General features: G+C 38.3%; 27 protein-coding genes and 1 pseudogene. 11 read left to right on the top strand and 17 right to left on the bottom strand.

The features are described 5' to 3' along the window. Window positions 1–175: 175 nt before the first annotated feature. On the bottom strand, window positions 176–379 hold the full coding sequence (locus tag GNP35_RS16570; protein ID WP_155695945.1) for a helix-turn-helix transcriptional regulator: 204 nt from the start codon (window positions 377–379) through the stop codon (window positions 176–178). A gap of 153 nt (window positions 380–532) precedes the next feature. On the opposite strand from GNP35_RS16570, the gene GNP35_RS09985 reads away from it, so the two are divergent. Next, window positions 533–1564 (top strand): hypothetical protein, encoded by a 1032-nt coding sequence (locus GNP35_RS09985; protein ID WP_155695944.1) that lies wholly within the window; start codon window positions 533–535, stop codon window positions 1562–1564. A gap of 37 nt (window positions 1565–1601) precedes the next feature. On the opposite strand, the gene GNP35_RS09980 is transcribed toward GNP35_RS09985, so the two are convergent. From GNP35_RS09980 to GNP35_RS09955, 7 genes are all read right to left on the bottom strand, one after another. After that, window positions 1602–2423, bottom strand: coding sequence for a hypothetical protein (locus GNP35_RS09980; protein ID WP_155695943.1), 822 nt, complete (start codon window positions 2421–2423; stop codon window positions 1602–1604). 137 nt (window positions 2424–2560) lie between these two features. After that, complete coding sequence (locus GNP35_RS15720) at window positions 2561–3097, bottom strand: tyrosine-type recombinase/integrase (protein WP_330997784.1); 537 nt, start codon at window positions 3095–3097, stop codon at window positions 2561–2563. Between the two features lies 1 nt (window position 3098). After that, window positions 3099–3764 (bottom strand): tyrosine-type recombinase/integrase, encoded by a 666-nt coding sequence (locus GNP35_RS15715; RefSeq protein WP_230961361.1) that lies wholly within the window; start codon window positions 3762–3764, stop codon window positions 3099–3101. Between the two features lie 224 nt (window positions 3765–3988). Beyond that, the gene (gene groL / locus GNP35_RS09970; RefSeq protein ID WP_155695942.1) at window positions 3989–5641 is read right to left on the bottom strand and encodes a chaperonin GroEL; all 1653 of its coding nucleotides are present in this window, start codon (window positions 5639–5641) and stop codon (window positions 3989–3991) included. Between the two features lie 15 nt (window positions 5642–5656). Next, window positions 5657–5947, bottom strand: coding sequence for a co-chaperone GroES (locus GNP35_RS09965; RefSeq protein WP_155695941.1), 291 nt, complete (start codon window positions 5945–5947; stop codon window positions 5657–5659). A gap of 228 nt (window positions 5948–6175) precedes the next feature. Continuing rightward, a complete protein-coding gene (locus tag GNP35_RS09960) occupies window positions 6176–6427 on the bottom strand; it encodes a helix-turn-helix domain-containing protein (RefSeq protein ID WP_155695940.1) in 252 nt (83 codons plus the stop codon). A gap of 185 nt (window positions 6428–6612) precedes the next feature. Continuing rightward, a complete protein-coding gene (locus GNP35_RS09955) occupies window positions 6613–7167 on the bottom strand; it encodes an FxsA family protein (RefSeq protein ID WP_155695939.1) in 555 nt (184 codons plus the stop codon). Window positions 7168–7309: 142 nt separating this feature from the next. Here GNP35_RS09955 and cutA point away from each other — a divergent pair, with 142 nt between their 5' ends. The 6 genes and pseudogenes from cutA (at window position 7310) to GNP35_RS09925 (ending at window position 12636) form a co-directional block, all read left to right on the top strand. Then, window positions 7310–7636, top strand: a complete 327-nt coding sequence (gene cutA / locus GNP35_RS09950) for a divalent-cation tolerance protein CutA (RefSeq protein ID WP_155695938.1) — start codon at window positions 7310–7312, stop codon at window positions 7634–7636. Continuing rightward, a complete protein-coding gene (locus GNP35_RS09945; protein ID WP_155695937.1) occupies window positions 7637–9511 on the top strand; it encodes a protein-disulfide reductase DsbD in 1875 nt (624 codons plus the stop codon). It begins immediately after the preceding gene. A gap of 342 nt (window positions 9512–9853) precedes the next feature. Then, window positions 9854–10328, top strand: a pseudogene (aroQ, locus tag GNP35_RS09940) (type II 3-dehydroquinate dehydratase). A 25-nt stretch (window positions 10329–10353) separates the two neighbouring features. Continuing rightward, a complete protein-coding gene (gene accB / locus GNP35_RS09935) occupies window positions 10354–10809 on the top strand; it encodes an acetyl-CoA carboxylase biotin carboxyl carrier protein (protein ID WP_155695936.1) in 456 nt (151 codons plus the stop codon). Between the two features lie 12 nt (window positions 10810–10821). Then, entirely contained in the window at window positions 10822–12165 is a 1344-nt protein-coding gene (gene accC, locus GNP35_RS09930; protein ID WP_155695935.1) for an acetyl-CoA carboxylase biotin carboxylase subunit, read from the top strand. Between the two features lie 159 nt (window positions 12166–12324). Further along, window positions 12325–12636 carry a hypothetical protein gene (locus GNP35_RS09925; RefSeq protein ID WP_155695934.1) on the top strand — a complete coding sequence of 104 codons (312 nt, stop codon included), beginning with the start codon at window positions 12325–12327 and terminating at the stop codon, window positions 12634–12636. A 167-nt stretch (window positions 12637–12803) separates the two neighbouring features. Here GNP35_RS09925 and GNP35_RS09920 read toward each other — a convergent pair whose 3' ends face one another. From GNP35_RS09920 to GNP35_RS09890, 7 genes are all read right to left on the bottom strand, one after another. Further along, a complete protein-coding gene (locus GNP35_RS09920; RefSeq protein WP_155695933.1) occupies window positions 12804–12974 on the bottom strand; it encodes a hypothetical protein in 171 nt (56 codons plus the stop codon). Window positions 12975–13086: 112 nt separating this feature from the next. Next, a complete protein-coding gene (locus GNP35_RS09915) occupies window positions 13087–13575 on the bottom strand; it encodes a CPBP family glutamic-type intramembrane protease (protein WP_155695932.1) in 489 nt (162 codons plus the stop codon). A gap of 322 nt (window positions 13576–13897) precedes the next feature. Further along, window positions 13898–15100 (bottom strand): hypothetical protein, encoded by a 1203-nt coding sequence (locus tag GNP35_RS09910; protein ID WP_155695931.1) that lies wholly within the window; start codon window positions 15098–15100, stop codon window positions 13898–13900. 142 nt (window positions 15101–15242) lie between these two features. Then, window positions 15243–15497, bottom strand: coding sequence for a helix-turn-helix domain-containing protein (locus GNP35_RS09905; protein WP_230961410.1), 255 nt, complete (start codon window positions 15495–15497; stop codon window positions 15243–15245). A 36-nt stretch (window positions 15498–15533) separates the two neighbouring features. Beyond that, entirely contained in the window at window positions 15534–17621 is a 2088-nt protein-coding gene (locus tag GNP35_RS09900; protein ID WP_155695929.1) for a peptidase domain-containing ABC transporter, read from the bottom strand. After that, window positions 17621–18856, bottom strand: a complete 1236-nt coding sequence (locus tag GNP35_RS09895) for an HlyD family efflux transporter periplasmic adaptor subunit (protein ID WP_155695928.1) — start codon at window positions 18854–18856, stop codon at window positions 17621–17623. The genes GNP35_RS09900 and GNP35_RS09895 overlap by 1 nt, the downstream gene beginning before the upstream one ends. Window positions 18857–19051: 195 nt before the next feature. Continuing rightward, a complete protein-coding gene (locus GNP35_RS09890; RefSeq protein WP_155695927.1) occupies window positions 19052–19594 on the bottom strand; it encodes a DUF1285 domain-containing protein in 543 nt (180 codons plus the stop codon). Window positions 19595–19842: 248 nt separating this feature from the next. On the opposite strand from GNP35_RS09890, the gene GNP35_RS09885 reads away from it, so the two are divergent. Beyond that, a complete protein-coding gene (locus GNP35_RS09885) occupies window positions 19843–20091 on the top strand; it encodes a DUF3630 family protein (RefSeq protein ID WP_196492482.1) in 249 nt (82 codons plus the stop codon). A gap of 223 nt (window positions 20092–20314) precedes the next feature. Here the strand turns inward: GNP35_RS09885 and speE are convergent, their stop codons facing one another. Then, the gene (gene speE, locus GNP35_RS09880; protein WP_155696099.1) at window positions 20315–21169 is read right to left on the bottom strand and encodes a polyamine aminopropyltransferase; all 855 of its coding nucleotides are present in this window, start codon (window positions 21167–21169) and stop codon (window positions 20315–20317) included. Between the two features lie 212 nt (window positions 21170–21381). On the opposite strand from speE, the gene speA reads away from it, so the two are divergent. From speA to GNP35_RS09865, 3 genes are read left to right on the top strand one after another with little or no spacing between them, the layout of a single operon-like run. Continuing rightward, on the top strand, window positions 21382–23274 hold the full coding sequence (speA, locus tag GNP35_RS09875) for a biosynthetic arginine decarboxylase (RefSeq protein ID WP_155695925.1): 1893 nt from the start codon (window positions 21382–21384) through the stop codon (window positions 23272–23274). 11 nt (window positions 23275–23285) lie between these two features. Next, window positions 23286–24170, top strand: a complete 885-nt coding sequence (locus GNP35_RS09870; RefSeq protein WP_155695924.1) for an acyltransferase — start codon at window positions 23286–23288, stop codon at window positions 24168–24170. 9 nt (window positions 24171–24179) lie between these two features. Further along, window positions 24180–25070, top strand: coding sequence for an acyltransferase (locus GNP35_RS09865; protein ID WP_155695923.1), 891 nt, complete (start codon window positions 24180–24182; stop codon window positions 25068–25070). Between the two features lie 132 nt (window positions 25071–25202). Here the strand turns inward: GNP35_RS09865 and GNP35_RS09860 are convergent, their stop codons facing one another. Beyond that, the gene (locus tag GNP35_RS09860; protein WP_155695922.1) at window positions 25203–25880 is read right to left on the bottom strand and encodes a hypothetical protein; all 678 of its coding nucleotides are present in this window, start codon (window positions 25878–25880) and stop codon (window positions 25203–25205) included. Window positions 25881–25922 lie beyond the last annotated feature (42 nt).

The following is a 25922-nucleotide window of genomic DNA, read 5'->3' as shown; positions in this document are numbered from 1 at the left end:
CGTGCCTATTTGATTTCATAGAAATCATTATGATTACAATGGTTTTAAGGCTTAAATTGGAAATTTCGATTTCGGTATGAAATCGCTTTAATGCCCTTATTTATATCGTTTTCTGGAAAAGTTACTCTGAGACCTGCACCTCCGAAGGTGCGTCGGGTCTGAGTCATCAAGCAGCTTAATGGAGCTGCTTTCGTTGTTCTTTGAGCCAGTTATCTAGTACATGTTTTTCCCATCCAATCAGACGAACTGTTATTTGAATTGGCTTTGGAAATGGATTAGAGCATTGGGAGTCGTTATTCGTTCGTAAACGCCACAAAGTTGCTCTACTAATTCCCAACATTTTTGCTACTTCTTTCGAATTCAGAATTTCATTGTTCATATAAAACCTTATCTATGTGAAATGTTCTGAAGCATATTGAAGTAATTGGTTGAAGTACGATATATTCAAAAGTACACATAATTACTGTTGACAAATATGGCACTATTTTCTGACGCTTGTAATCGTATTTTAAGAGACGTACAGGAGCTAATCTTGAATGGGAAAATTATATACCTGCGGAAAAGAGAATCAGAAGATGGGGTATTTATCGCTGAATTATTGAGCGACTTAACGTTTTCCACTCAGTTTAAACAGTCTTTAAAAAAGTTAACATTGGATAAAAGTGAAGGTGTAGCTAGTTTAGGAGACTTGTTAATATGTATTAATAATTATAGTGCTGCTGTTGAGCTTTTCAAACCCTCGGAAAAAAGTCGAAAAGCGTTTGGTGCGGGCTTCAACTTCTCAAAAGACATTTATTTCTTATTGAAAACGATCAGATTATTATCTAGAAAGAGTTACCAAAGACAACCAATTCAAAAATGCACATATTGCTGCTTGTGTTGGCGTGAGTTGCATGACTCCTCACACTATTATTGCAGGTTCCACTTAGCTAGTAACCGTTATAATCGAATGGCGAAAAGTAACTACTACCGAGACAGAAGAACCATAATTAAAGAATTTAATTCTGATAAGTATAAGTGGACGGAAGCTTTACCAACGAAGCCAATTTTTCTTGAATCTATATTAGATAAGACAATCAACTTTTCTTGGCCGCAATATATGAAATTTAACCTGTACAATAAATGGCAAGACTATGCTAAGGAGATACATTATCTCGTTAATAGCCATTTAAAATTTACATCTAAAAAGGTTAAAAATGTTTTTATTGAGGACTTCAGAGATTGTAAGGGGTACATAACGGCGATGCTTCGAGCTTTGGAGCCAACTACAACGGAAAGAGAGTGTGACATAGTTGTTTATAAAGGCAAAGGTATTGAGTACAGTGAAGAGGCTAGCTTGAGACAGCTTCAAGCAATATTGATACGGCATGAAGCATATGAATCATTAAGGGTTAATAAAGTCACTAGCGGGCCAAAAAAAGGGTCGACAAATTGTAGAAAAAAAGAGCGATTGAGAGAGTTGATCAAGGACTATAAAATATTAGGTTGGTCTAACGCTAAGATCGGTAGGAAAATTAACCTTTCACGTCAACGTATAGCTATGTTGGTAAAAGAGTTGGACTAACTAGTAGCCCAACAAGTAAAAAAGAAGAACAGACACTTTAACTTACTTTATTCATAACATTTTGTTTTAATAAATTAAACTCTTCTTCATTTATAACTTTTGATTCTTTTAATTTTTGAAGCTTTTCAAGTTCATTACTCATAGATAAAACGACTTCATCTTTATTTGCTATTTCGTTTTGTTGTTCCAATTCCTTTTGTAATTTCCAGAATTCGTCATCTATATTTTTACTGATTTTAGCAATATGTTGCTCTAGCTCATTACCTTGATCTTCTATCTTACCGTACTTAGATTCTTTATATAATTTAACAAAAAGCGATGAAACTACAAAATAGGCAAAAAATACATAGGGCTCAAAACCGTATTCATTCACGAAATGAAATGTGAACAAGGAAATAATAGACAATAAATAGAAAAGTATACCTGCTAGTGTTTCGCTTGCTCTATCAATGTAGCCATTATTCAAGGCTTTATCCATAGGGTCAAATTGGGTAATTTTTCCTTCAGAATGATTTTGTATTGCTACTAACGTGCCAGTCTCCAATTCTTTATTACTGACATAAACTGCCGTAACGTAATGACCTTCCATAATCTTATGGTTGAATGCTGATATTAATTTGGGTTTACTTTCTCCATCTTTCAACCAAAACTCATCTTGTGAATAAGATGATGTTGTGGCTGTAGTATCATTTATTACTGCCACATTACCTGCAAACCTCGCACCACCACCAGTAACAGTGGTATGGGTATGAATGCTTTGGTCCTTTCCAATAACTTTTCCAGAATGAGCAAAAAAAGTTAATTCTGAGCCTCGAATATTAATACTGGTTAACAAATTGTTTGCAATAGAAGTGAACATATTATTTTTCTTAAAATTGATTAATTAAAAAATAAATGAAAACTCTTTAAGTATAATAAGTTCCATTTATTAATGCGTATAACTGGATAGTATATAAATAAAAAGTTATATCCAATAGTTAAACAAAAAATATGGGCTTAAAGCTTAAAAGTAGATATTTCAAAAAGATAATCAGCCCATTCTTGCATCATTTTTCGTCTTTCTATTAAATAAATAGATCTGTTGTAGGCACGAGATGTAGCTGTTCCAGTTAAGTGAGCTAATTGAGCTTCGATTACTTCATGATTCCAACCTTTCTCATGAAGAATAGTTGATGCAGAGCTTCTAAATCCATGTGCAGAAACGACATTAGCAGAGTATCCTAAGTCTCTTAATCGGTTAGTCATAACGTTTTTACTGATAGGTTTAGATGCATCACGAGAGTTAGGAAACACAAATTTTGAGTAGCCTGTAACTTCTTTTATTTGCTTTAAGTGTTCAATAACTTGGTCAGCTAATGGGACTAAATGCTCTCTACTTCGTTTCATTTCTTCGGCGGGGATTCTTATAATCCGATCAGCAAAATCTATATATTGCCACTTTAAACAACGTAGCTCATTAGGGCGGAGAAATAGGCGAGGGAGGAGTTTTAAGGCTTCTACTGTGCAGAATGTTCCGCCTTCGGAGTTATCAATGTCATTTATGAGCTTTGCCAGTTTCTTCAGGCTTTACTATAGCTGGCATATGCTTAACTTTAGGTAAGGGTTTTATAATGTCACTTAAGGGCAATCCCTGTGCTGGATTTGTTCTAGTTAGTCTATGAGCAAGTGCATAACCAAAAATTCGGTTTATGATAGAAAGAATGACTGGGCACTTTTTAGGCGTCCCAGAAGCTTCAATATTGAGCATTAATTCTGTGATGTGCCCTGCATCTATCTGGTCTATTGCCAATTCTCCAATTGATTTTGAATCTTCTAAAATCCAACGTTTAGTTCTTTTAGCGTGATCCTCAGCCCAAGAGTCTTTTTGTTGTTCCCACCATTTCATAGCTACAATTTTAAAAGCCCTATCACCAACATTTACAGCTCGCTTTCTTTCTCGCTTTTCTTCGGAAGGGTTTACTCCCTTAGCAAGTAAAATACGAGCCTCATCAACCATTTTTCTGGCTTCATGTAGGGTTATGGTGGGGTATTTTCCTAAAGCGAGTTCTTGATGCTTAGTAGCGTACTTGAATCGCATTCGCCAAAGTTTACTTTGATTGTTTTTTACTATTAAAAACAAACCATTAGCATCATGTTTTTTTATTTGTTTCTTATCATCTGGGCACGAAATATTTTTAACTTCAAGAGCGGTTAACGACATACTAAACCTCACATCTGGGTATAAAGTGGGGGATCTTTAAGAATATTCCACAAATTTTATAGAGTGAAAACTTTTGAACCCCCACTTTATACCCAGAAATATATTAAACTTTGAGAGCTATTTTGAAACGTAATGTTACTAAATGTCAACAAAAAAGCCCGCAAAACATAGCTTTGCGGGCTTCCTGAAACTTAGTGAGTTTCTATGAAACGGTGTAGATTGCTCTACATCATGCCGCCCATTCCACCCATACCGCCCATGCCGCCCATATCAGGCATTGCAGGACCAGCTGATGCATCTTGAGGTGCATCCGTTACCATTGCTTCTGTTGTGATCATAAGACCCGCAACTGATGCTGCAAACTGTAGTGCGCTACGAGTTACTTTAGTTGGGTCTAGAATACCTTCTTCAACTAAGTCGCTGTAAGTGCTGTTTGCTGCGTTGTAACCGTAGTTGCCTTCGCCTTCTTTAACTTTGTTTACAACCACTGATGCTTCATCACCAGAGTTGAACGCGATTTGACGAAGTGGTGCTTCCATTGCGCGTAACGCAATTTTGATACCGTGAGTTTGGTCTTCGTTGTCGCCTTTAAGCTCAGCAAGTTTAGCGGCAACACGAACAAGTGCTGTACCACCACCGGCAACAATACCTTCTTGAACCGCAGCGCGAGTAGCATGTAATGCATCGTCAACACGGTCTTTTTTCTCTTTCATTTCCATTTCTGTTGCTGCGCCAACTTTAATAACCGCAACACCGCCAGAAAGCTTAGCTAAACGCTCTTGAAGCTTTTCTTTGTCGTAATCAGAAGAAGACTCTTCAATTTGCGCTTTGATTTGTGCAACGCGGCCATCAATGCCTTCTTGCTCACCAGCACCATCAATAATAGTTGTATCATCTTTAGTGATAACAACACGTTTGGCAGTACCTAGGTCTTCAAGTTGTGCTTTTTCTAATTCCATGCCGATTTCTTCAGAAATCACAGTGGCACCAGTTAATACCGCAATGTCTTGTAACATTGCTTTACGACGGTCACCAAAACCTGGCGCTTTAACAGCAGATGCTTTAACAATACCGCGCATGTTGTTAACAACTAACGTTGCTAGGGCTTCACTTTCTAGGTCTTCAGCAATAATTAGTAGTGGCTTACCGGCTTTAGCAACGGCTTCCAGTGTAGGAAGTAGCTCACGGATATTGCCCACTTTTTTGTCAACTAAAAGAATGAACGGGTTATCTAGTTCAACCGAACCATTTTCTTGGTTAGTGATGAAGTATGGAGATAGGTAACCACGGTCAAACTGCATACCTTCAACAACGTCAAGTTCAGTTTCTAATGCTTGACCTTCTTCAACAGTGATAACACCTTCTTGGCCAACACGTTCCATTGCTTCAGCAATGATGTCACCAATTTCTTTGTCAGAGTTTGCAGAGATAGTACCTACCTGTGCAATCGCTTTTGAATCTGAACATGGTACAGATAACTCTTTAAGCTCTTCAATTGCCGCTTTTACTGCTTTGTCGATACCGCGCTTAAGATCCATTGGATTCATATCAGCGGCAACGGCTTTAATGCCTTCGTTGATAATAGCTTGAGCTAAAACTGTTGCAGTTGTAGTACCGTCACCGGCTTCGTCATTGGCTTTAGAAGCAACTTCTTTCACCATTTGAGCGCCCATGTTTTCAAACTTGTCTTCAAGTTCAATTTCTTTAGCTACAGATACACCATCTTTAGTGATAGCTGGACCACCAAATGATTTGTCTAATACTACGTTACGACCTTTAGGACCTAACGTTACTTTTACTGCGTCTGCTAAAACGTTTACGCCTGCTAACATTTTTTTGCGAGCGTCATTTCCAAATCTTACGTCTTTTGCTGCCATAATCTTAAACTCCTATTATTCAACGATTGCCAAGATGTCTGACTCAGACATGATTAATACTTCTTCGCCATCAAGCTTTTCAGTTTTTACGCCGTAGCCATCGCTAAAGATAACCGTGTCGCCAACTTTTACATCTAACGGACGAACGTCGCCATTTTCTAAAATACGACCGTTGCCCACAGCAATAACTTCACCGCGAGTAGATTTTTCAGCTGCAGAGCCCGTTAGTACGATGCCGCCGGCTGATTTTGTTTCTTGTTCGTTACGTTTAACGATTAAACGATCATGTAGAGGACGAATGCTCATTTGTCATTATCTCCAAGTTTATGGTTGTAATAGGTTTTAAAGTCCCTGTTTTAGGGTTGGGAGGCTTTAAAACAAACTAAAAATTAGTTGTTGGCGAATATATGAGGGTGGGTTTAAAAAACCCAAGTGAAAAATTGAAAAAAATAACGAAAAATTAGGGAATAATAGGGGTTATGTAAGTCAGACGGTTCACGCGCTTTTAGTTTTGCTTTAAAGGCTGCGAGGTTTCTATTTTAGCTTTTGAGATTTGTCAGATAACAATGTAACTAATTCCTGCAAATCATACTTGCCACAGGCTTCAACAACTTCAATTGTTTCCAAGAAGTCTAACTTTCGTTCTCCGCTTTCGTATTTAGAAACATAACTTTGTGGTTTCCCTAAGCTACTGGCGAGTTGTGTCTGGGTTTGACCTGAGACTTCTCTAATTTCTTTTAAATAGGTTCGAAAGCGTGAGTTTTTTTCACACCAGAGTTTGTTCATGGGCGAACAGTAGGTGCGTGTAGCGAATATCCCATTTTGGGATAAAAATGTTTGCCTTCATGAAAGTTGTAGAATAAGGTGGATTTGTTGTTTCTGTTTGGGTGTTGGAACTTTGGCTAGATGCAACAAAAAGGGCCTTTTTAGGCCCTTTTTTCTTAACGACTCAGACAAGGTTTTGCTGGCGTTTATTCCTTTCTCTTGTATTCGCCATCAATAGTTGTTGGCTGTTGAGGGTTTTCATCAATATAACCCTGCTGGCTATTTGAACTTGAATCACCCGTATCTTGATGAGTGTTTTGATCCATTTCATTCTCAAAAGTCCTTCCTGTTGACTGGTTTGAGAACCCACCTCCACCTTGACCAAACCCTGATGCATTAAAACCGGCGCCGCGCACTTGCACTCTATGGCCTACTTGCAAATAAACGGCTTTTCTAAATGGTGGTGTAAGCAGAAGCAAACCAAAAATATCAGTCATAAAACCAGGTGTTATCAATAATACACCCGAAACTAAAATACATATGCCGTCAAACATTGCTTGGGCAGGAAGTGAACCAGTTGCCAACTCTTGCTGTATCTTAGTCCACGTTTGCACACCTTGTTGCTTAACTAACTTAGTGCCTAAAATAGCGGTGGCTATAATAATGATGAACGTCCAGCCACTACCAATAATGCTACCTACTTCTAGAAGGATCATTAATTCAATTAATGGAATGATGATAAAAATAAAAAACAGTGGCATATTTTTCCTAATAAAAATTCAATATTAACTCTAGTTAAGTATGGGACAATACGACGGTATTCAAGTAAAGTTGAACAATAGTATGTAACCATTTGTTAATTTTTTCTTAAGGTTTACGTAATACATTGAACGAGATAATAAAATGACCGTTAAATTAATTTTAGTCACTAGTCCGGATTTACCCACCGCTCATTCTTTAGCTGAGGGCTTACTCGATAAAGATTTGGTGGCGTGCGTCAATTTAATTCCATCAGTGGTTTCCCTTTATAAATGGGAAGGAAAACTAGAACAAAATATAGAAGTTCAAATGTTTTTAAAAACAAGTGAAAGAAATATCGCGGCAATCGAGTCTTATGTAAACGAACATCATCCATACGAAGTACCTGAGTTTCTGGTTATTGATGTAAATCACGGCAATCGTGACTATTTAAATTGGGTACAAGAAATGACATCACAAGGTAACAAATAAATGCTTAACACACGTAGTACCATTACAAATTGGATTTTTGCTTTTACCCTCGCCAGTTTGTCTTTATTTACCAGCGTTAGTCACGCTGCAATTACGGCGGATCCACTAAAAGGCTTGTTTGGCCAACAAACGGAATACTTACCAGTAGATGAAGCCTTTATGTTCGACTTTAAACAGGTTGATAACAAGGTTGTTTTAAACTGGACCATAGCAGACGGTTACTATTTATATAAAGACAAGTTTCAGTTCCAAGCAGACAACAGCACAATTGCCGAAACAGTTAAGCAAGACGGTACTCAAATTGAAGATGAGTTTTTTGGGGTGGTGGATGTTTACTTCTTTCAATCAAAAATAGACGTTAGCTTCAGCGAAATAGCTGAAAACGGCTATTTGAATATAAGATATCAAGGTTGTGCTGAAGCAGGCTTTTGTTACAACCCAACCGTTAAACGTATTCCTTTAACTGCGATTTCTGCTGACGAGATTGCCGCATTAAAAGCAGCTAGCAGCACTGGCAATAACAGCACTAATAACTCGAACAATGGCACGGAAACATCAGACTCGGTTTCAGCACCTGGTTTATCAACAAACGGTTCAGTTTCAATAGCAAATACTTCTCAACAAAACTCACTAGCAGACTCATTAGCGAATGAGAGTTTGTTATGGACGTTACTTATTTTCTTCGGTTTGGGTGTAGGTTTGGCCTTCACGCCTTGTGTTTTCCCAATGTTCCCAATTTTATCCAGCATCATTGCTGGGCAAAGTAATATGACCGTTAAAAAAGGTTTATGGCTTGCGTTCATTTATGTGCAAGGTATGGCAATCACGTATTCACTATTGGGATTAGTTGTTGCTAGCATGGGCGTGCAGTTCCAAGCTGCTCTGCAACATCCTGCTGTTTTAATTACCGTGTCTGTCATTTTTGTATTGCTCGCTGGGGCGATGTTCGGCTGGTATAACCTTCAGTTACCTCAGTCTTGGACCAACAAATTAACTCAAGTGAGTAACAATCAAAAATCAGGCAATTTAGTGGGCGTATTTGTAATGGGCTTATTAAGTGGTCTTATTGCTTCGCCTTGTACCACGGCTCCGTTAACAGGCGCATTGCTATACGTTGCGCAAACGGGCGATTTGCTCATTGGTTTTGTCACCTTGTACGTGCTTAGTTTAGGCATGGGCTTACCTTTGTTACTAATAGGCGCATCAGGTGGTAAGTTACTTCCTAAAGCGGGTAACTGGATGAATGTAGTTAAGAATCTGTTTGGCTTTATTTTATTAGCTATTCCTCTCATTCTATTAGAACGATTTGTTGATTTAGAGTGGGTACTATTACTTGCGGGTATTTTGCTAATCGTAATAGCCGGCTATTTCCATAGCCAGTATTTAGGTCAAGCGTCTAACACGGCAAAAAGCAGCTTTTGGGTAGTCTCGTTATTTAGCTTCTTATTGGGCTTTGTGTTAATCATTAAACCAATATTACCGACTCCAGTGGCATCAGCATCAGCAGAGTCACATGAAGTTGAGTTTATAAAAGTGTCGAACATGAGCGAAATAAAACAGCAAATTGCTCAAGCAAATGTAGCTGGCAAGCCTGTGATGTTAGACCTTTACGCTGACTGGTGTGTGGCATGTAAAGAGTTTGAAGCGTTTACATTTTCAGATAAAAGCGTGCAAGACAAAATGGCTGACTTTGTTCTTTTACAAATCGACATGACGGCCAACAACGATGCAGATATAGAAGTGCTTACTGAATACGATATCTTAGGTTTGCCAACTATTCTGTTTTTTAATACTAGTGGTGGAGAGTTAACAACTCAACGCGTCACTGGCTATATGAATGCAACCACATTTTTGGCGCACTTAAAAAGCATTTAGCTGGTTCGCTAAATAAAACTCAATATAAATGAGTTTGTCTAAAACCATGAAGCCCTGCTTTTATTGATAAAAGTGGGGCTTTTTTCTGCCCACAGGGCACTCCAAATAGAACTATTTTGGTTAATAGACGTCTAATTCGTTACTTGAATTCTTCCAACTTGCTTTGCAAAACGCTTCAAACAAAGGCCTGCAAGCCCGTCAGCTCAGCTAACGTCGGTCATTAGACCAGTATTTTGCTGTTAATTGTGTTTATTTCTCTATAATGGCTTTTAATTCTTCCGGAACTGTAGTTTTATATGGTTTTCACCATAAAAGTTAGTCAGATCTCGAGAAGAGGTAGAAATGAGTATAGAAGGCGACAAGATGTCAACAATTGGAACAGTTTTAGTGATCAATGGCCCTAACTTAAATATGTTAGGTAGCAGAGAAACAAACATTTACGGCAATGCCACGTTAAACGACATTGTTGCGTCACTAACGCATGAAGCGTCAAAAGAAACTGGTTGCCATTTCGCATGTACAGTCAAATCACGAAGGTGTATTGGTAGATGCAATTCAGCAAGCGCAGGGAAAAATTGATTTTATCATTATTAATCCCGCCGCTTTCACGCATACCAGTGTTGCCATCAGAGATGCGCTATTGGCAGTGAATATTCCATTTATCGAAGTTCACCTGTCTAACGTACATGCACGAGAGCCTTTTAGACAACATTCCTACTTATCAGATATAGCGGTTGGTGTGATTTGCGGCTTAGGTCCGCAGGGATACCAATACGCGCTTAACCAAGCGGTTAATACGATTACTAATAATAAATAAATTTTAAAGATTAATAGGTGAAAAAATGGACATTCGTAAAATAAGAACACTGATCGACATGGTGAAAGAGTCTGGCGTTGGCGAAATTGAAATCACTCAAGGTGATGAGTCAATCCGTATCTCTGGCACACCTGTGCAAGTAGCAGCGCCAATGCATTATGCTCCTGCGACAGCACAAGCTCCTCAGGCAGCACCAGCAGCAGCTCCGGCGGCAGCGGCCGCACCTGAAGCAGCTCCAGTTGCATCAGGTCATCAGGTTGTTTCTCCAATGGTTGGTACTTTCTACCGTGCATCATCACCTTCTTCTCCTTCATTTGTTGAAGTAGGCCAGTCAGTTCAAGTTGGCGATACACTTTGTATTATTGAAGCAATGAAAATGATGAACCAAATTGAATCAGACAAAGCGGGTGTTGTTAAAGCAATCCTTGTTGATAACGAAGACCCAGTAGAATTTGAACAACCACTATTCATCATTGAATAATAAGGGCTGATCATGATTGATAAAGTTGTCATCGCGAATCGCGGTGAGATTGCCCTGCGTATTTTGCGTGCCTGTAAAGAATTAGGCATCAAAACCGTTGCGGTACACTCAACTGCGGACAGAAACTTAAAGCACGTTCTTCTTGCAGACGAAACCATTTGTATTGGTAAGCCATCTGCGATGGATAGTTACCTTAATATTCCTAGAATTATTGCCGCGGCTGAAGTAACAGATGCCGTGGCTATTCACCCTGGTTATGGCTTTTTAGCAGAAAACGCTGACTTTGCTGACCAAGTTGAGCAAAGTGGTTTGATCTTCATTGGGCCAACGGGCGATACCATTCGTCTAATGGGCGATAAAGTCTCTGCCATTGAAGCAATGAAAAAAGCAGGCGTGCCTTGTGTACCTGGTTCTGACGGTGAATTAGGCGACGATGCCGATACCAACAGAGCCATTGCACGCAGAATTGGTTACCCATTAATTGTTAAAGCAGCAGGCGGCGGCGGCGGTCGTGGTATGCGTGTGGTTCGCAAAGAAGAAGATTTAGTTGAATCTATTAAGATGACTAAAGCGGAAGCGGGTGCAGCCTTTAACAATGACGTTGTTTACATGGAAAAATTCCTAGAAAATCCACGTCACATTGAAGTACAAGTTTTGGCTGATGGTCAAGGTAATGCAATCCATTTAGGTGAGCGTGACTGTTCAATGCAGCGTCGTCACCAAAAAGTTGTTGAAGAAGCGCCAGCACCAGGTATTACACCTGAACTTCGTAAGTTTATTGGTGGTCGCTGTGTTAGAGCTTGTATTGAAATTGGTTATCGCGGCGCCGGTACGTTTGAGTTCTTGTATGAAAACGGTGAATTCTACTTTATCGAAATGAATACTCGTATTCAGGTAGAGCATCCAGTAACAGAAATGGTAACGGGCGTAGACTTAATTAAAGAGCAATTACGCATTGCTGCAGGTCAACCATTGTCATTTACGCAAGATGATATTCAAATTCGTGGGCATGCCATTGAATGTCGTATTAATGCAGAAGATCCTGAAACCTTTATTCCTTGTGCAGGTGAAATCAAACGATTCCATTCACCAGGCGGTTTAGGCGTTCGTTGGGACTCTCACATTTATACAAATTATAAAGTGCCACCAAACTATGACTCAATGATTGGTAAGCTAATTACTTACGGTGAAAACCGCGGTATTGCTATCAAACGCATGGAGCATGCACTTAATGAATTGCTAATTGACGGTATTAAAACAAACGTACCTCTGCAGCAAGACATCATGGCTGATGAGCACTTCCAAAATGGTGGAACTAATATCCACTATTTAGAAAAGAAATTAGGGATGAGCTAAGGCTTGTAACTGATTGTAGTTGTTTTAAAAAGTCAGTTTTAAAACACAAAGTCTAAAAAAATCACTTGTAAAAGCCGGGCATTTGCTCGGTTTTTTTATTTCTTTAATTAATTTTTAACTATAATTAAATCATCACTAGCGAAAGTTGGAGATGTATAAATGGCAGAGTTCGGGTTAACCACACCCGTCACAGCGGGCATAGAACAAACCCGCGTTCAAAGGTCAAACAATGTCGGACGCACTGATTCCGCCAATGTAATAGATCGTGCCACACAAATACCAACCGCCGCCAACTTAGACAATCAACAAAGCATTTCTGCTGGCCAACAAACCGCCGCAGCACAACCGCCCGTCCATATAGCCAAAGAGCAAATACGAGTCACAAGCACGTTAGGGAAAGGGGATATTAGAGGTAATTTATCGCCAGCAAGAGCTGCTGAAATTTATGAGGCGATAGCTAAGCTTTTGTAAAAAAGTAAAAAAGTAAAAAAGTAAAAAAGTAAAAAAGTAAAAAAGTAAAAAAGTAAAAAAGTAAAAAAGTAAAAAAGTAAAAAAGTAAAAAGTAAAAAAGTAAAAGAACAAACAAGCAACCGCAAAATTCTGCTTGTTTTAAGTTACTTAACGACTAGGGTTAAATATTAAGGGCGAGTACCTGGACCACGATTTTCTAATTCACCTAAAGCTTGCATCCCACCTTCAAACATTTCTTTAATCGCAGCAGTAAAAAGCTCTTCATATAAAAGCACGATTGCGCCTACCCAAATTCCACCCGTTACTTGAGATACTTCTTTGTTTGATAATGTTTTCATTTTTATTTCCTTATCGACATATGTCGGTAGTTAAGTTTGCCATTATTGGCGAGGTTAAAAGCAACTTGCCGTTCCGTTCAAGTCAAAACAAGCTGCCATTGTTATACCTGCACTACACTGCAGGGCTAGGTATTTGACTAAAAGTGAATAGAATTATTAATGCTAATGCATTAAGTAAACTCGAATAAAAGATGTTTGTAGGTAAAGAGCGATGCTTCATGTACAAAGCAAATAGCACTATTCCTATAATAAAATGCATTATTGGTGAGCCAAACGTAAACATCTTAATAGACGTTGTACCAAGAGCAGAGAACAGTCCTATTACTATTACAGGCGCCGATAGTACTTCGCCAATACGAACTGTAACTGTCCGCGTTAGAAACTCTTCTATGATTGGTGCAGCGAGAATTAACCAAAATACATAACCGGTCATTCCAAACTGAGTAATTCCTCTTTGTACCTCTGAAAAGTAATCTATCGATCTAGTATCGAAGAGCTGCATTGTTGCCAAAGCCAATGAGAACGTGGCTAATGTTGCAATAATTGTTGCAACAATATAGCTCCATTGAACAATGGGTTTGAGGCCTAATAATTTTTCCATAAAACTGATCCTTTAAAATATAAATTCATATGTATACTGTACGAACCAACAATTGTTGGTAAGTTAAGTGCAATGAAAATTGCGGTTAATTGCCAGCTTGCGTGTTCCGTTCAAGTCTATGCAAGCTGGCCTCTTTCCAATTCCAATAGCTCTGTAAGCATATAAATTAGTCCTCGCCAGGCTAAAAATCCCGGTAAGTTAAAATCTAACTTTGGTTGCGTTTGTATATAAAGCAGCAACTCTTTCGCATCTATAAATGAATATTTGTGACCCTTATCAAAGTGCTCAACAACATAAGACTGAGTAACTGGAACAAAATAAATCAGTAACTTTTATTAGAGAAAATTACCGTGTGAACCGAACTATCTTTGGCTTCAAAAAGCCAGGCAGCACAATCTTCATAGTGATTTGATAGCTCTAAAACCTGGTCTAATTTTCTTTTGGATAAGAAAATAGCAAGTGATTGTCTGATATTGTTGTTTTGAAAAAGTGCATTAAAATAGACTTTTCTCAGCCCTATGATGGCCCACTTTGTAATAATACTAGACGGGGTGTAGTGTTGGTTTTCAGACGTTATTGCCGAGTTAAGCAATTTGTATGATGCCGACCCTTGCTGTTTTATATCCGATAAAATCTGAGTAATAAACTTAGCAATATCTAACTCAGAAGCATTGTGCTGATATAGCTTTATTAAGCCAGATGTTAACTCGGCTCTTGCTAAGGTATTCAGTGGTAACTCATCTGGACTAACTCCTAACACTGATACCACATAGTACTCTAAGTATTTGTTGTAAATAGCATAAAAATATTGAGATAACTCAGAGGTTTCGATTTTAGTGTTGTTAAATGAGTTGTAGTAACAAACCCATCTTAAGAACAAGGAAAGTGCTACGTCCTTTTGTTCATTTAACGACGAAGACGTAAAACTGTTCTCCGCAAAGTCGTTGTGAAAGCTAGAGGTATTATTGTTTTGCCATCTACCTTCAATACTTAGTGCATCATTGTTTATGTTGCCATGGGTAATACGGTGTACAAAACAAAATGCAAACTGCTGAGCACAATTCGCTAACGATCTATTTATAAATAAAACGAAACGTTCATGTGATTGGAAGTATTGATTGATCTCTAAAAATGACTGCTTTATTTTAAATGCTTCAAGCCTTCTATCAGCTGCAGACATAGATTCTTGTTCTGCGTTTTTCATGAATCGTTTTATACTTAAAGATGTTTCTTTTACCTTTACTGCCAAGTGATTTTGATAACCACTTTGGTTAGAACCCTCAGCCAAACTCATCGGTTTATTGAGGTGCTGAATTGATTTTATTTTTACGCTACCAATAGGTAATACTTGATGAAACACAGATGAATAAATTGAGTCTAATATAGCGTCTAGCAAAGTATCTTTGACTTTCACTTTAGGTAAGTCACCTATGCCATTAAGTTGGTAAGTTAATACCTTCTGACAAGGTAAAGACTCAACACCTAAAGTAGCTATATTTCCATCCTCAAAAAATTGCGTTTCCATGACTATTCCTAAAGTGCTAAGTGATTTTTAGTTAATTGAATTAGGAGCGACAGCATGACGACTCCTTCTTCTAGTTTGAAACATTTTTAAAACCGCTTTAATGTCCCGAACACTATTAACAATAGAACAAAATATTCAATAATCACCTGAACTTAGGTCCAGATTCTGCAATTCTTATTTGTTTTATGTCACTTTGTTCCATCAGGTTTATTTGTTTAATAAGATCAATCTTATTTTTCACCTTCAACTTCTGATAGATGTTTCCACAATGAAACTTAACCGTCCTAATGCAAATATACAGTTTGTCTGCGATTTCCTTTTGGCTCCTACCTTGAATGATATGCGAGTAAACTTCCTTTTCTCGCTTTGAAAGATGATCTGGGTTAATCAATAGCATCATTTTTTCCTTGTTTTTATTGGGTGTTGGATTTGGTTAAAAGTAATCTCGTGAAACATCTTTGAGTAACGTTGGTGTTAGCTCAATTACACGATCGGCTTGTTTTATCGTCTCAACTCTATGAGCAATAAAAAGGGTGGTAATCTCAAGGGCACTTAGCCTTTGGTTTATCATTTGTTCGGTGGCAACATCTAAATTCGACGTAGCCTCATCTAAAAATAAAATACTGGGTTGTCGGTATAGGGCTCTAGCCAATAAAATTCGTTGCGTCTGTCCACCAGATAGAGCACCGCCCATTTCACCAATGTATGAGTCGTAACCCATTGGCATAGCTAAGATATCCTGATGAATTGATGCAATATCAGCTGACTCTTTAACTCTTTTCATATCTATTTTTGAGGAGAAGTTGGCAATGTTTTCAGCAATCGAGCCAGTTAACAGTTGGTTGTTTTGCATCACAGCTGCAGTAGACGTTCTAAAAGCTCTTAAACCAACTTTTTCTAAAGGGTCACCGTTAAATAAAACATGTCCTTCGGAGTGTTTTAGTAAGCCGATGACGACTTTCATAAAAGTAGATTTACCTAAGCCAGACTTTCCAACAATGGCGATGGATTCTCCCTGTTTAATAGACAAACTTAGGTTAGAAAAAAGAAACGCATTCGCTTGCGGATATTTAAACGCCAATTGGGATATTTCCACAGGGCCTTGGATATTAGAAGTGTGGTTTATTGACTTTGGAAGCTCTGTATTTTTCTTTGAAAGCGCGATATCTGAAATTCTAGAAAAGTGTAAGCTCAGCATTTTGAAGTCGACGTAAGTATCTATTAACGCCGAAAAACGGCTAGTGACTTGTGTTTTATAGGAAATAAACGCCATTAGCATTCCTAGTGTGAAGGCCGGTGACGTTGAGCCATCTATAATTAAGCTTGCTCCTAAATAAATGATAATCACGTTTTCTATGCCAAATAGAAAACCATTTATAAGTCCAAAGTGAAGCTGCAGCTTTTCAACTTTTACTCTGCTATTTAAAGCGGATACAAACTTATTTAACCATTGGCTTGTTCGACTAGGCTCTAGCGCCATTAGTTTTATGCTTTGTATGCCTCTTATTGTCTCCATAAAGTGCGCCTGTTCGGTGGCTGATGATCGAATTACATCTTCCGATACTCTTTTAAAAGGTGAATACCAAACCAACCTCAAAACAAGATAAAGTATGATAACGACGACGGACACTGTGGCTAAAGTTGGTTCGTATAAGTAGAGAACAATCAGAGTCAGCGTCGCCATTATTCCATCGATACATGCTTCGACAAATTGATGCGCCAACATTCTTTTTATTTGCTCAATTGAGCCGAATCTCGACACGATGTCAGCAACATGGCGTGCTTCAAAATAAGAAAGGGGAAGCCTTATCAAATGATTAAAAAGTAGTTCGGTAAATTGTCTTCCTAAGCTTGTCCCTAAGTGAATAATTAAGTGCCCGCGTAAGAGTGAGAATAGATGTTTAAAAGTGACAACAAAAGCGAACGCAGACGCTAAAACAACTAACAAGTTGCTGTCGTAGCTTACCAAAACGTCATCAATGACAGTCTGCATGTAATAGGGCATGGCTAATACAAAAACTTGTAACATAAGGGATAAAACAAAGAGCTGAACGAAGCTCGTCTTTAAGCCTTTGAAAGTAATGTTGAGATCTCGAAATGCAATGACTGGTTTTCGTTCTTTTTCTATAAACGAAGTGTTGGGTGAAAGCTCTAGAGCGACGCCGGTGAAGTGTTTGGCGAGTTCATCAATGCTATATTTTACTTTTCCTTTTGCGGGATCAAAAATAATCGCTTCTTGTTTTGTTACTTTATAAAGAACGACAAAGTGATTTAAATCCCAGTGCAAAATACAAGGTAGAGAAAGTTGACTTAGCTCCGCAATATCTAACTTTAATGGCCTAGAGTTAAAACCAATCTCTGACGATATATCAATTATCTGCTGTAAATTAAGCCCTTTTAGTGACTGAGGGAACTGCTCTCTAAGACTATATAAAGAGTGATTTATCTTGTAATGCGATGCAACCATGGCAATGGATGCTAAACCACATTCAGCGGCTTCAGCTTGCAGTATCAGTTTCACTATTTTAACGCTCCAATAATAGGCGCAAACAGCCACTCTGCTAAGGTGCGTTTAGAAATAATAATATCCGCCGAAAAGAGCATGCCAGCCTGAAGATTAATCTCTTGGTCATTTACTTTTATAAACTGTTTATCAAGCTTGGCAATTGACTTGTAAACTGGCTCTGATAGCGAGAGTACATGGTGGCTTTTATTGCCAGGCAAAACGTTGCTAGAAATAGACGTAAGAGAAGCGGAGATGGGACCATATTTTTGATACGGAAACGCGTCGAGTTTAATAATTATATTTTGCTTTGGGGAAACAAAACCAATAGCTCGGGTAGGAATAAAGAGCCTAGCAATGAGCTTGTCATTGTCGGGGATTATGCTCATCACATATTCATTCTGTGATATTGGCATTCCAACTGTTAGGTTTAAACTTGATACAACGCCATTACTCTGTGCAACAACAACAATTGAACGGGTGACTTGCTGCTGAGTTATTTCCTCTTCAATTCCAAGAAGCTGAGCCTCTAATTCAAATAAATAGTCGTTGTTAGTGCTTGAGTACTCAAGTTCATTGTTATGAAGTGACGCCAGTGTGCTCTCTAAATCTAGTGTCGAAAAACGGTTGTTACTTACTTTATATTTAACCGACAGCCACTTTTCAATTGCATGGTTTTCACTGGTTTTAGTTGTTAACTGTTTCTTTCTTAATTCTTTTTGTCTATTAGCTTCCGCTTCCGACAAAGCTAACTCTTGCCTTAAAAGCATAGCCTCAGCTTTAAGTAGTACTAATTTTTGCTCTACACCGGCTATTTTACTGTTATTAGAACTTACGTAGTTTTTAAGCGAAGTGTTCTTGTTCAAAATTAACTGACTAAGTATCTCTCTTTTTCTATTTAGATGCGCAAGTCTGACATGATTATGGCTTAAGCCTGGAACGATAGAAGTGTCATTAATGACTTGAAATAGAGGATCACCTTTGGATACATATGAGCCTTCTTCAACATAAAGGTGTTTTATTACGCCAGATCTAGGGGATCGAGTTTCAGAAATGCCAGTACTTGGTTCTAATAGGCCTGTAACAGTTTCTTTTTGGTTGTACTCGCCAACGGTTAAAAATATACCTATACAGAAGAATAAGGATACAAAGAGATAGAACACAGTGTTATTTCTCACGCTTTGCGTTAGTGAGACTTCTCCCCACAAGTAACTGTGCTGGTGTTCAATTGCCTGCTTGCGAAACAAAGCCATTATTCATCCTTGAATGGCATCAAATCTAGTCCAACGAGATCGTTATAATTGATGCTTAAGTCCATTTAATTGGCATTGAGTATTACCGTTTGATTAAATTTTGTAAACGCTTATTGGTACAGAAAAATTTGAAAAAATATTTTATTTGTTAGGTAGTTATGAGGTGAAAAGGTACAGGTAACCGTATGTAACCTACTACCCGAGTAGAAAATTTTGCTTTGCACTGCGTAAAAACAGCTGCTCGTTTTCTTCAACAACTGGACTGTCCTGATCCGATACCCACTGATAAAAAACGTTTCTATGAACTCTTGCTCGCAAGCCTCTATTTAGCTCAACATAGAGTTTCGGTTCAGCGTTCTCATCATCGACTGTTTCATTAATTAATGGGTGTAGATCGCCAAGTACAACTTGCTGTCCAATGTTGCTGGTGACGAGTATTGCATCGCCTTCGTTAGTATTTTTTATTTCCCACTCTGTAATAACAAAGGGCGCATCTTCTACTTGAATCCGAATTTTTTCCGCGGGGGTTTTTAAAAAGTATTCGTTGTTTTCTTTTAATAAAACTGACGCAAATAATTTCACCAATTTAATGCGGCCAATAGGCGAGCCCATATAAAACCAACGGCCATCTTTTCTAATTTCCATGTCGATATCACCACAAAACGGCGGGTTCCATTTTTCAAAGGGAGGTGACTGACTAAGATCATCAAGTTGTTGAGTGAGTTTTTGTAAGTCCATGCTGGTGGCTTAATTTTAAAATGATAAACTAACTTTAGTATACGTAGGTAATACGGTTTATTCACTATCTAAACTTTCATTCAATATCTAAGTTTCTGTTCATTGTTCATTGTTCATTGTTCATTGTTCATTGTTCATTGTTCATTGTTCAGTGTTAAGTTTGATGTAGACCTTACATCGTCGAGTTTAGGTCTTATAAATGAGAACCTTACCTTTTATTATTGTTGATAAAGAGGAAAACCAAACTGGTGGCTAAATTTACTTACTCATTGGAAAAGGCTGATGAGACAAACATTACGCATATTAGTATTTCGCCAGAGCCTGACTGGGATGACTTTAGTGAATTTGCAGCTCAGTTTATTGGCGACATAGGGGCAGAAGTACGCGCGGATGACTACGGAATGGACAGACATCAAGTTGATTACGAACTAAACGGCGAGCGATATTTACTTCACTATGAACATTATTCACAGTCAGTTTGGACTGAGCCTCAGTAATCCCAGACACCTCATTAACCTAAGTAGCCTCAGAAACCCCAAATTCGGTCATCAAAAGGCACAAAAAAAGCGGCTAATTTAATAAGCCGCTTGATTATCTTTTTTACCAGTTACCAGTTACCAGTTACCAGTTACCAGTTACCAGTTACCAGTTACCAGTTACCAGTTACCAGTTACCAGTTACCAGTTACCAGTTACCAGTTGCAGTAGCTGAGAGTGGTGTTTATTTTTGTTCAGCAAACGCGCGCTTTACAAAGTTTGGCAAAGCCTGAGACGCTACATGCATATCTTCGTTGTAATATTGCAATGCTTTATCTGTTGCGAGTGCCTTCGCGTCGTCGCTTCTAAAGCCAGTAAACTCACCAGACTTTTTAGCTAATGTGCCACTCCACCAACCCGATGGATAAATCATTTGTGGAAAGTTAACGTGCTGTAGTGCACTAAAACCAACATCTAACATAGCCTGACGCATGTCTAATAGTAGCGGCAAGTGAAGAAGTGGTGACTCACTTTGCTGAACAAAAATACCGTCAGTGCGCAGAGCACGTAAACAGTTCTTATAAAAGGCATGGTTAAATAAACCTTCGCCAGGTCCAACAGGGTCGGTACTATCTACAATAATAATATCGATAGAGTTATCAGCGGCTTCCGCCATGTACTTAATGCCATCATCAAACATGATGTGAGCACGAGGGTCACTGTTTGATTCGCATAGCTCAGGGAAAAACTCTTCAGCCATGTCGGTAACGACTTTGTCGATATCAATTTGATGTACCGTTTCTACACCTTTATGACGAAGCACTTCACGTAAAGTGCCGCAATCACCGCCACCAATAATGACAACATTTTTTGGATTAGCGTGGGAAAACATAGCCGGGTGGCTCATCATCTCGTGATACAAGAAGTTTTCACGACTGGATACCATAGTACAGCCATCTAACATCATTAGGTTGCCAAACTCTTCAGTTTCAAAAATTTCTACTAACTGAAAGTCAGACTGTTTGCTGGCCAATTTACGTTTGATTTTTAAACCAATCGCTGCGCCGTTATTAATTTCGTTGCACCATTCGTCATTCATTAACGACGGTGTAGATGTATGCTGATTGCTCACTCATGTCTCCAAAACAATTAAAAGCGAATATTTACGACATTATTTTCGTTGATTATTGCCATTAGCGCAATTTTTACTTTTTGATTGCAGCTAAATATAGGCTAAAATGCCTAATCTATTTTACGTCGAGCCTTTGCTTTATTGATTCGACCGTGAGCTCTGTTTATCGAGGATACTTAATGGCTAATCCAGCAGTGCAGTTTGCAAAAAAAACATACAACGTTAAGCGTTGGAGTGAAGGCTATGTTGATATTAATGACAGCGGAGAGCTGTGTGTTAATCCCCTAAGCAAACCTGGCGCAACAACGATCAACTTAGCAACACTGGCTGATCAGTTAAAAGACGAAGGCTTAACCTTGCCTATTCTTGTTCGCTTTACCGATATTTTAACGCATCGAGCAAGCTCATTAGTTAGCGCCTTTACTAAAGCGAAAAAAGAACGCGACTATCAAGGCAAGTACACTGCGGTTTATCCTATTAAAGTAAACCAGCAGTTTTCAGTGGTTAAAAAGCTAGTTTCACACCCGTCTAACAAAGTAGGTTTAGAGGCCGGCAGTAAGCCAGAATTAATGGCGATTTTAGGGGTTTCTGAAAAACCACTAACCATTGTTTGTAACGGCTACAAAGACAGTGAATTTTTACGTTTGGCCTGTATTGGCCAGGCATTAGGCCACAAGGTCCACGTTGTTATTGAAAAAATGACAGAAGTGGAAGCGCTAATCGAAGCGGCACAAAGCATAGGCGCTATGCCAACAATTGGTATTCGTATTCGCTTAAATTCAATTGGTAAAGGCAAGTGGCAAAATACCGGTGGCGAAAAGGGTAAATTTGGTTTGTCTGCCAATCAGGTATTACAAGTTGTTGAAAGCCTTACGTTAGCTGGAAAAATTGAACACCTTAACTTAGTTCATTTTCATATTGGTTCTCAAATTGCCAATATTCGTGATATTCATAATGCCATTCGTGAATGCGCTCGTCATTACGTTGAATTAAGACAGCTGGGCGTGCCAATTACCATTATTGATGTGGGTGGTGGTTTAGGTGTGGATTATGAAGGTACAGGTTCAAGAAGTGCCTGTTCAATGAATTACACAATGGCGGAATACGCTAAAAATGTCATTAATCCAATAGTTGAAGCCTGTGAGCAATTTGATTTACCTCACCCTGATATTATTACTGAATCTGGCCGAGCGATGACGGCGCATCACGCTATGTTGATTACAGATGTGATTGATGTAGAAAAAGCACCGGTACCAGATGTGGTTAGCGAGCCATCGGAAGATTGCCCAGCGATTATTTCAGAGCTTTGGCGTTCTTATTCTATGATCGACAAACGCCACGCGTTAGAGTCGTTTCATGATGCTGTTCATTTGTTTGCAGATGCCCATCAACAGTATGTTGTTGGTTTAATTAGCCTTACGCATTGGGCAAAAGTAGAACAACTGTATTTTAAAATATTAAGTATGGTACGAGAGGAGTTAGACCCTCGTTCTCGTTCACACCATGAAGTGTTAGATGAAATAAACGAAAAACTGGCTGATAAGTTATTTGTTAACTTCTCATTATTTCAATCTTTACCAGATGTTTGGGGAATAGAGCAGTTGTTCCCAGTCATGCCGATAAAATACTTAGACAAGCCGTTGGTAAACCGCGCAATAATACAAGACATCACCTGTGATTCTGACGGCCAGATACGTCAATACGTTGATGGTGCGGGTATTGAAAGTACATTGCCATTGCCGCCTTATACTAATAATAACGACTACCTAATTGGTATGTTTATGGTTGGCGCGTACCAAGAAATTCTTGGCGACTTACATAACTTATTTGGTGATACAGACTCAGTACACGTTGAGTTAAACCCTGATAATGAAAAAGGGTATGAATTTTCACAATCTTTAAAAGGTGAAAATGTAGCGGATGTATTGCAACATGTTCAATTTGATAGTGAAAAGCTGATGAGCAGTTATGAGCAACAAATTGAGAATGCCAGTATTGATGCTGAACAAGCACAGCAATTTATTGAAGAATTACAAGCCGGGTTATCTGGTTACACTTATTTTGAAGACTAGTTGAGGGAATAATGATTAGAGCGTTTTTGTCATTTTTATTATATTGCGTAAATACTGTTTTTTGGTTTATTCCAATTATTTTACTAGCAGTGTTTAAGCTCATTCCAATTTTCGCAGTAAGACGGTTTATTTCTATTGGCCTAGATTTTTGTGCAAGCAGTTGGGTATCTGTTAATACAGGCATTCAAAAGCTGTTTGGTGACTATAAAATCCATATCAGTGGGCAAACCACACTGTCTGAAAAAGAGTGGTATTTGGTTCTAGCCAATCATCAGTCATGGACTGACATATTAATTCTTCAACGTGTATTTAACGGCAAAGTGCCGTTTTTAAAGTTTTTCTTAAAGCAAGAATTATTGTATGTTCCTGTATTAGGGTTAGCTTGGTGGGCGTTAGACTTTCCATTCATGCGTCGCTACAAAAAAAGCTTTTTAGCTAAGTATCCACACCTTAAAGGCAAGGACTTAGAAACAACTAAAAAAGCCTGTGAGCGATTTAAGTATAAGCCTGTGTCGGTAATGAATTTTATTGAAGGTACGCGTTTCACACCAGAAAAGCATGCTATTCAAAATAGTCCATTCACGAGCCTACTAAAGCCTAAAGCTGGTGGTGTAGGTTTTGTTTTAACCGTTATGGGTGAACAGCTTCATAAGGTAATTGATGTTACAATCTATTATCCAGGGAAAAAAATCCCTACCTTTTATCACTTTCTGTCTGGCCGACTTAAAGACGTGTATTTACACGTAAACCTTCATGACATTACAAAAGATTTGATTGGTGATTATGCCAACGATGCGGAATACAAAAAGAGACTGCATCAGTGGATCAATGTTGTTTGGACAGAAAAAGAAAAAACCATGTTACAGCTAAAGCAGCAATCAGAAGTAACGCAGTAAGGATTTAATATGTTGTCATTTTTACCAGGATGGATCTTAATTTTCATCACAATTCCGCTATTTTTTGGTATCACCATAGTACTAGGCGGCTCTATATTTTTATTTGGTTTGGTAAAATTTTTTATACCATTAAAACCTGTTTCTCTAGCCGTAGGTTTTATTAATAATTTCTTATTTCGTGGTTGGGCGTTGTGTAACTTATTAGCAATAAACTTCACAAACCCAGTTAAATGGGAAATAGAGTCGGACGACAATTTTAATAAGAAAAGTTGGTACTTACTAATTTGTAATCATGTAAGTTGGGTAGATATTTTAGTCTTAGCTCAAGTTGCATTACATCAATTACCAACACCTCGTTTTTTCTTAAAAAATGAACTTAAATGGGTGCCGTTTATTGGTATGGCTTGTTGGGCGATGGACATGCCGTTCATGAAACGCTTTAGCAGCAGTTATTTGAAAAAACACCCTGAGAAAAAAGGCCAAGATATTGAAAGTACCAAAGCTTCTTGCGCTAAATTTAAATACATTCCAACAACCATCATTAACTTTGTAGAAGGCACTCGTTTTTCTAAAAGTAAGCACGTAAGCAGTGGTAGCGATTTTGATAACTTATTGCCACCTAAAGCGGGTGGAATTGCATTTACGTTAGCGGCTATGGGTCACCTGTTTTCTGGTGTATTAAACGTTACATTAAACTACCCAGACAATGCTGTGCCTGGCCAAGATATGCTGTTGGGTAAATTAAAGCGTGTACAAGTTAAAGTAGAAGTACACGAAGTTAGCGACGAAATTGTTGGTGATTACTTTAATGACGATGCATTTAAAGCTCGTTTTCAAGGCTGGTTAAATGATGTTTGGGTAAAAAAAGACAAACTTATTGCCAAGTTAAATAATCAATAATCAAGAGTTAATAATTAACAGGTTGAAGTTTGAAGTCTCAATGTAAAACCTCAACGGCAAAACTTTAGCTCTGAAACCTTAATTTAAAACCTCAACTCTGAAACCTCAACTCTGAAAACGCGTTGGGGTTTTTTATTGTCTAATTCCTTTGATAAAACCGCATTTAACTATATAACTAGAGTCGTTCAGAGGATTCAGCTTAGTAATACTTACAGAGCTCAACATGTCAGCTTGTTGGCTAAAGCTAAACTTAAAATATAAGTTAATCCAAGGTTCATCTCTTTCAATAAATAAGTAAGTAGAGTCTAGTATTGACCAGTTGCCTTTCGCATCGTCACCGCCTGAATATTGATACGACCATTCACCAGACTGTTTAACGGAAAGTGACGCGTCGTGCTCACAGTCATGGGTAACATAGTCACCAATTATTTTGTCGCTAATAGATTGTGTAGCGGGTTTAAAATCAGTAGGAAGCAAGTAAAGACCAATCGAGTCTTTGGTATACCAGTGATTTGAGTTGGCCAACATATCAACCTGAACAACATTATAGTCATGCTTTTTAATGGTGGATATTACGTCATTTACTGATTCTGAATTTTTAAGAAAGGGCGAGTAAATAATCGTGGATTGTAAGTTGTCGCCAGGGAAATCGACTTTATTTGTCACAACTTCAAACCCTGCAGTGTTTAGATCAGTGACAATTTTTTGCTGTGCCTCTTTCTCAAGATACTTTACATTTAAGTGGATAGTGGTTGGCGTTGTGCAAGCTAAAAGCAGAGTAGAGATAATCAGTACAGCAAGAAGTTTCACGGTAAATCCTTTTTTAATATGAAATGCTCAGCAAAAAAAAGA

The organism is Psychrosphaera haliotis (assembly GCF_009728465.1).
GTDB lineage: Bacteria > Pseudomonadota > Gammaproteobacteria > Enterobacterales > Alteromonadaceae > Psychrosphaera > Psychrosphaera haliotis.
This window is presented reverse-complemented; position numbering and strand designations above follow the sequence as displayed.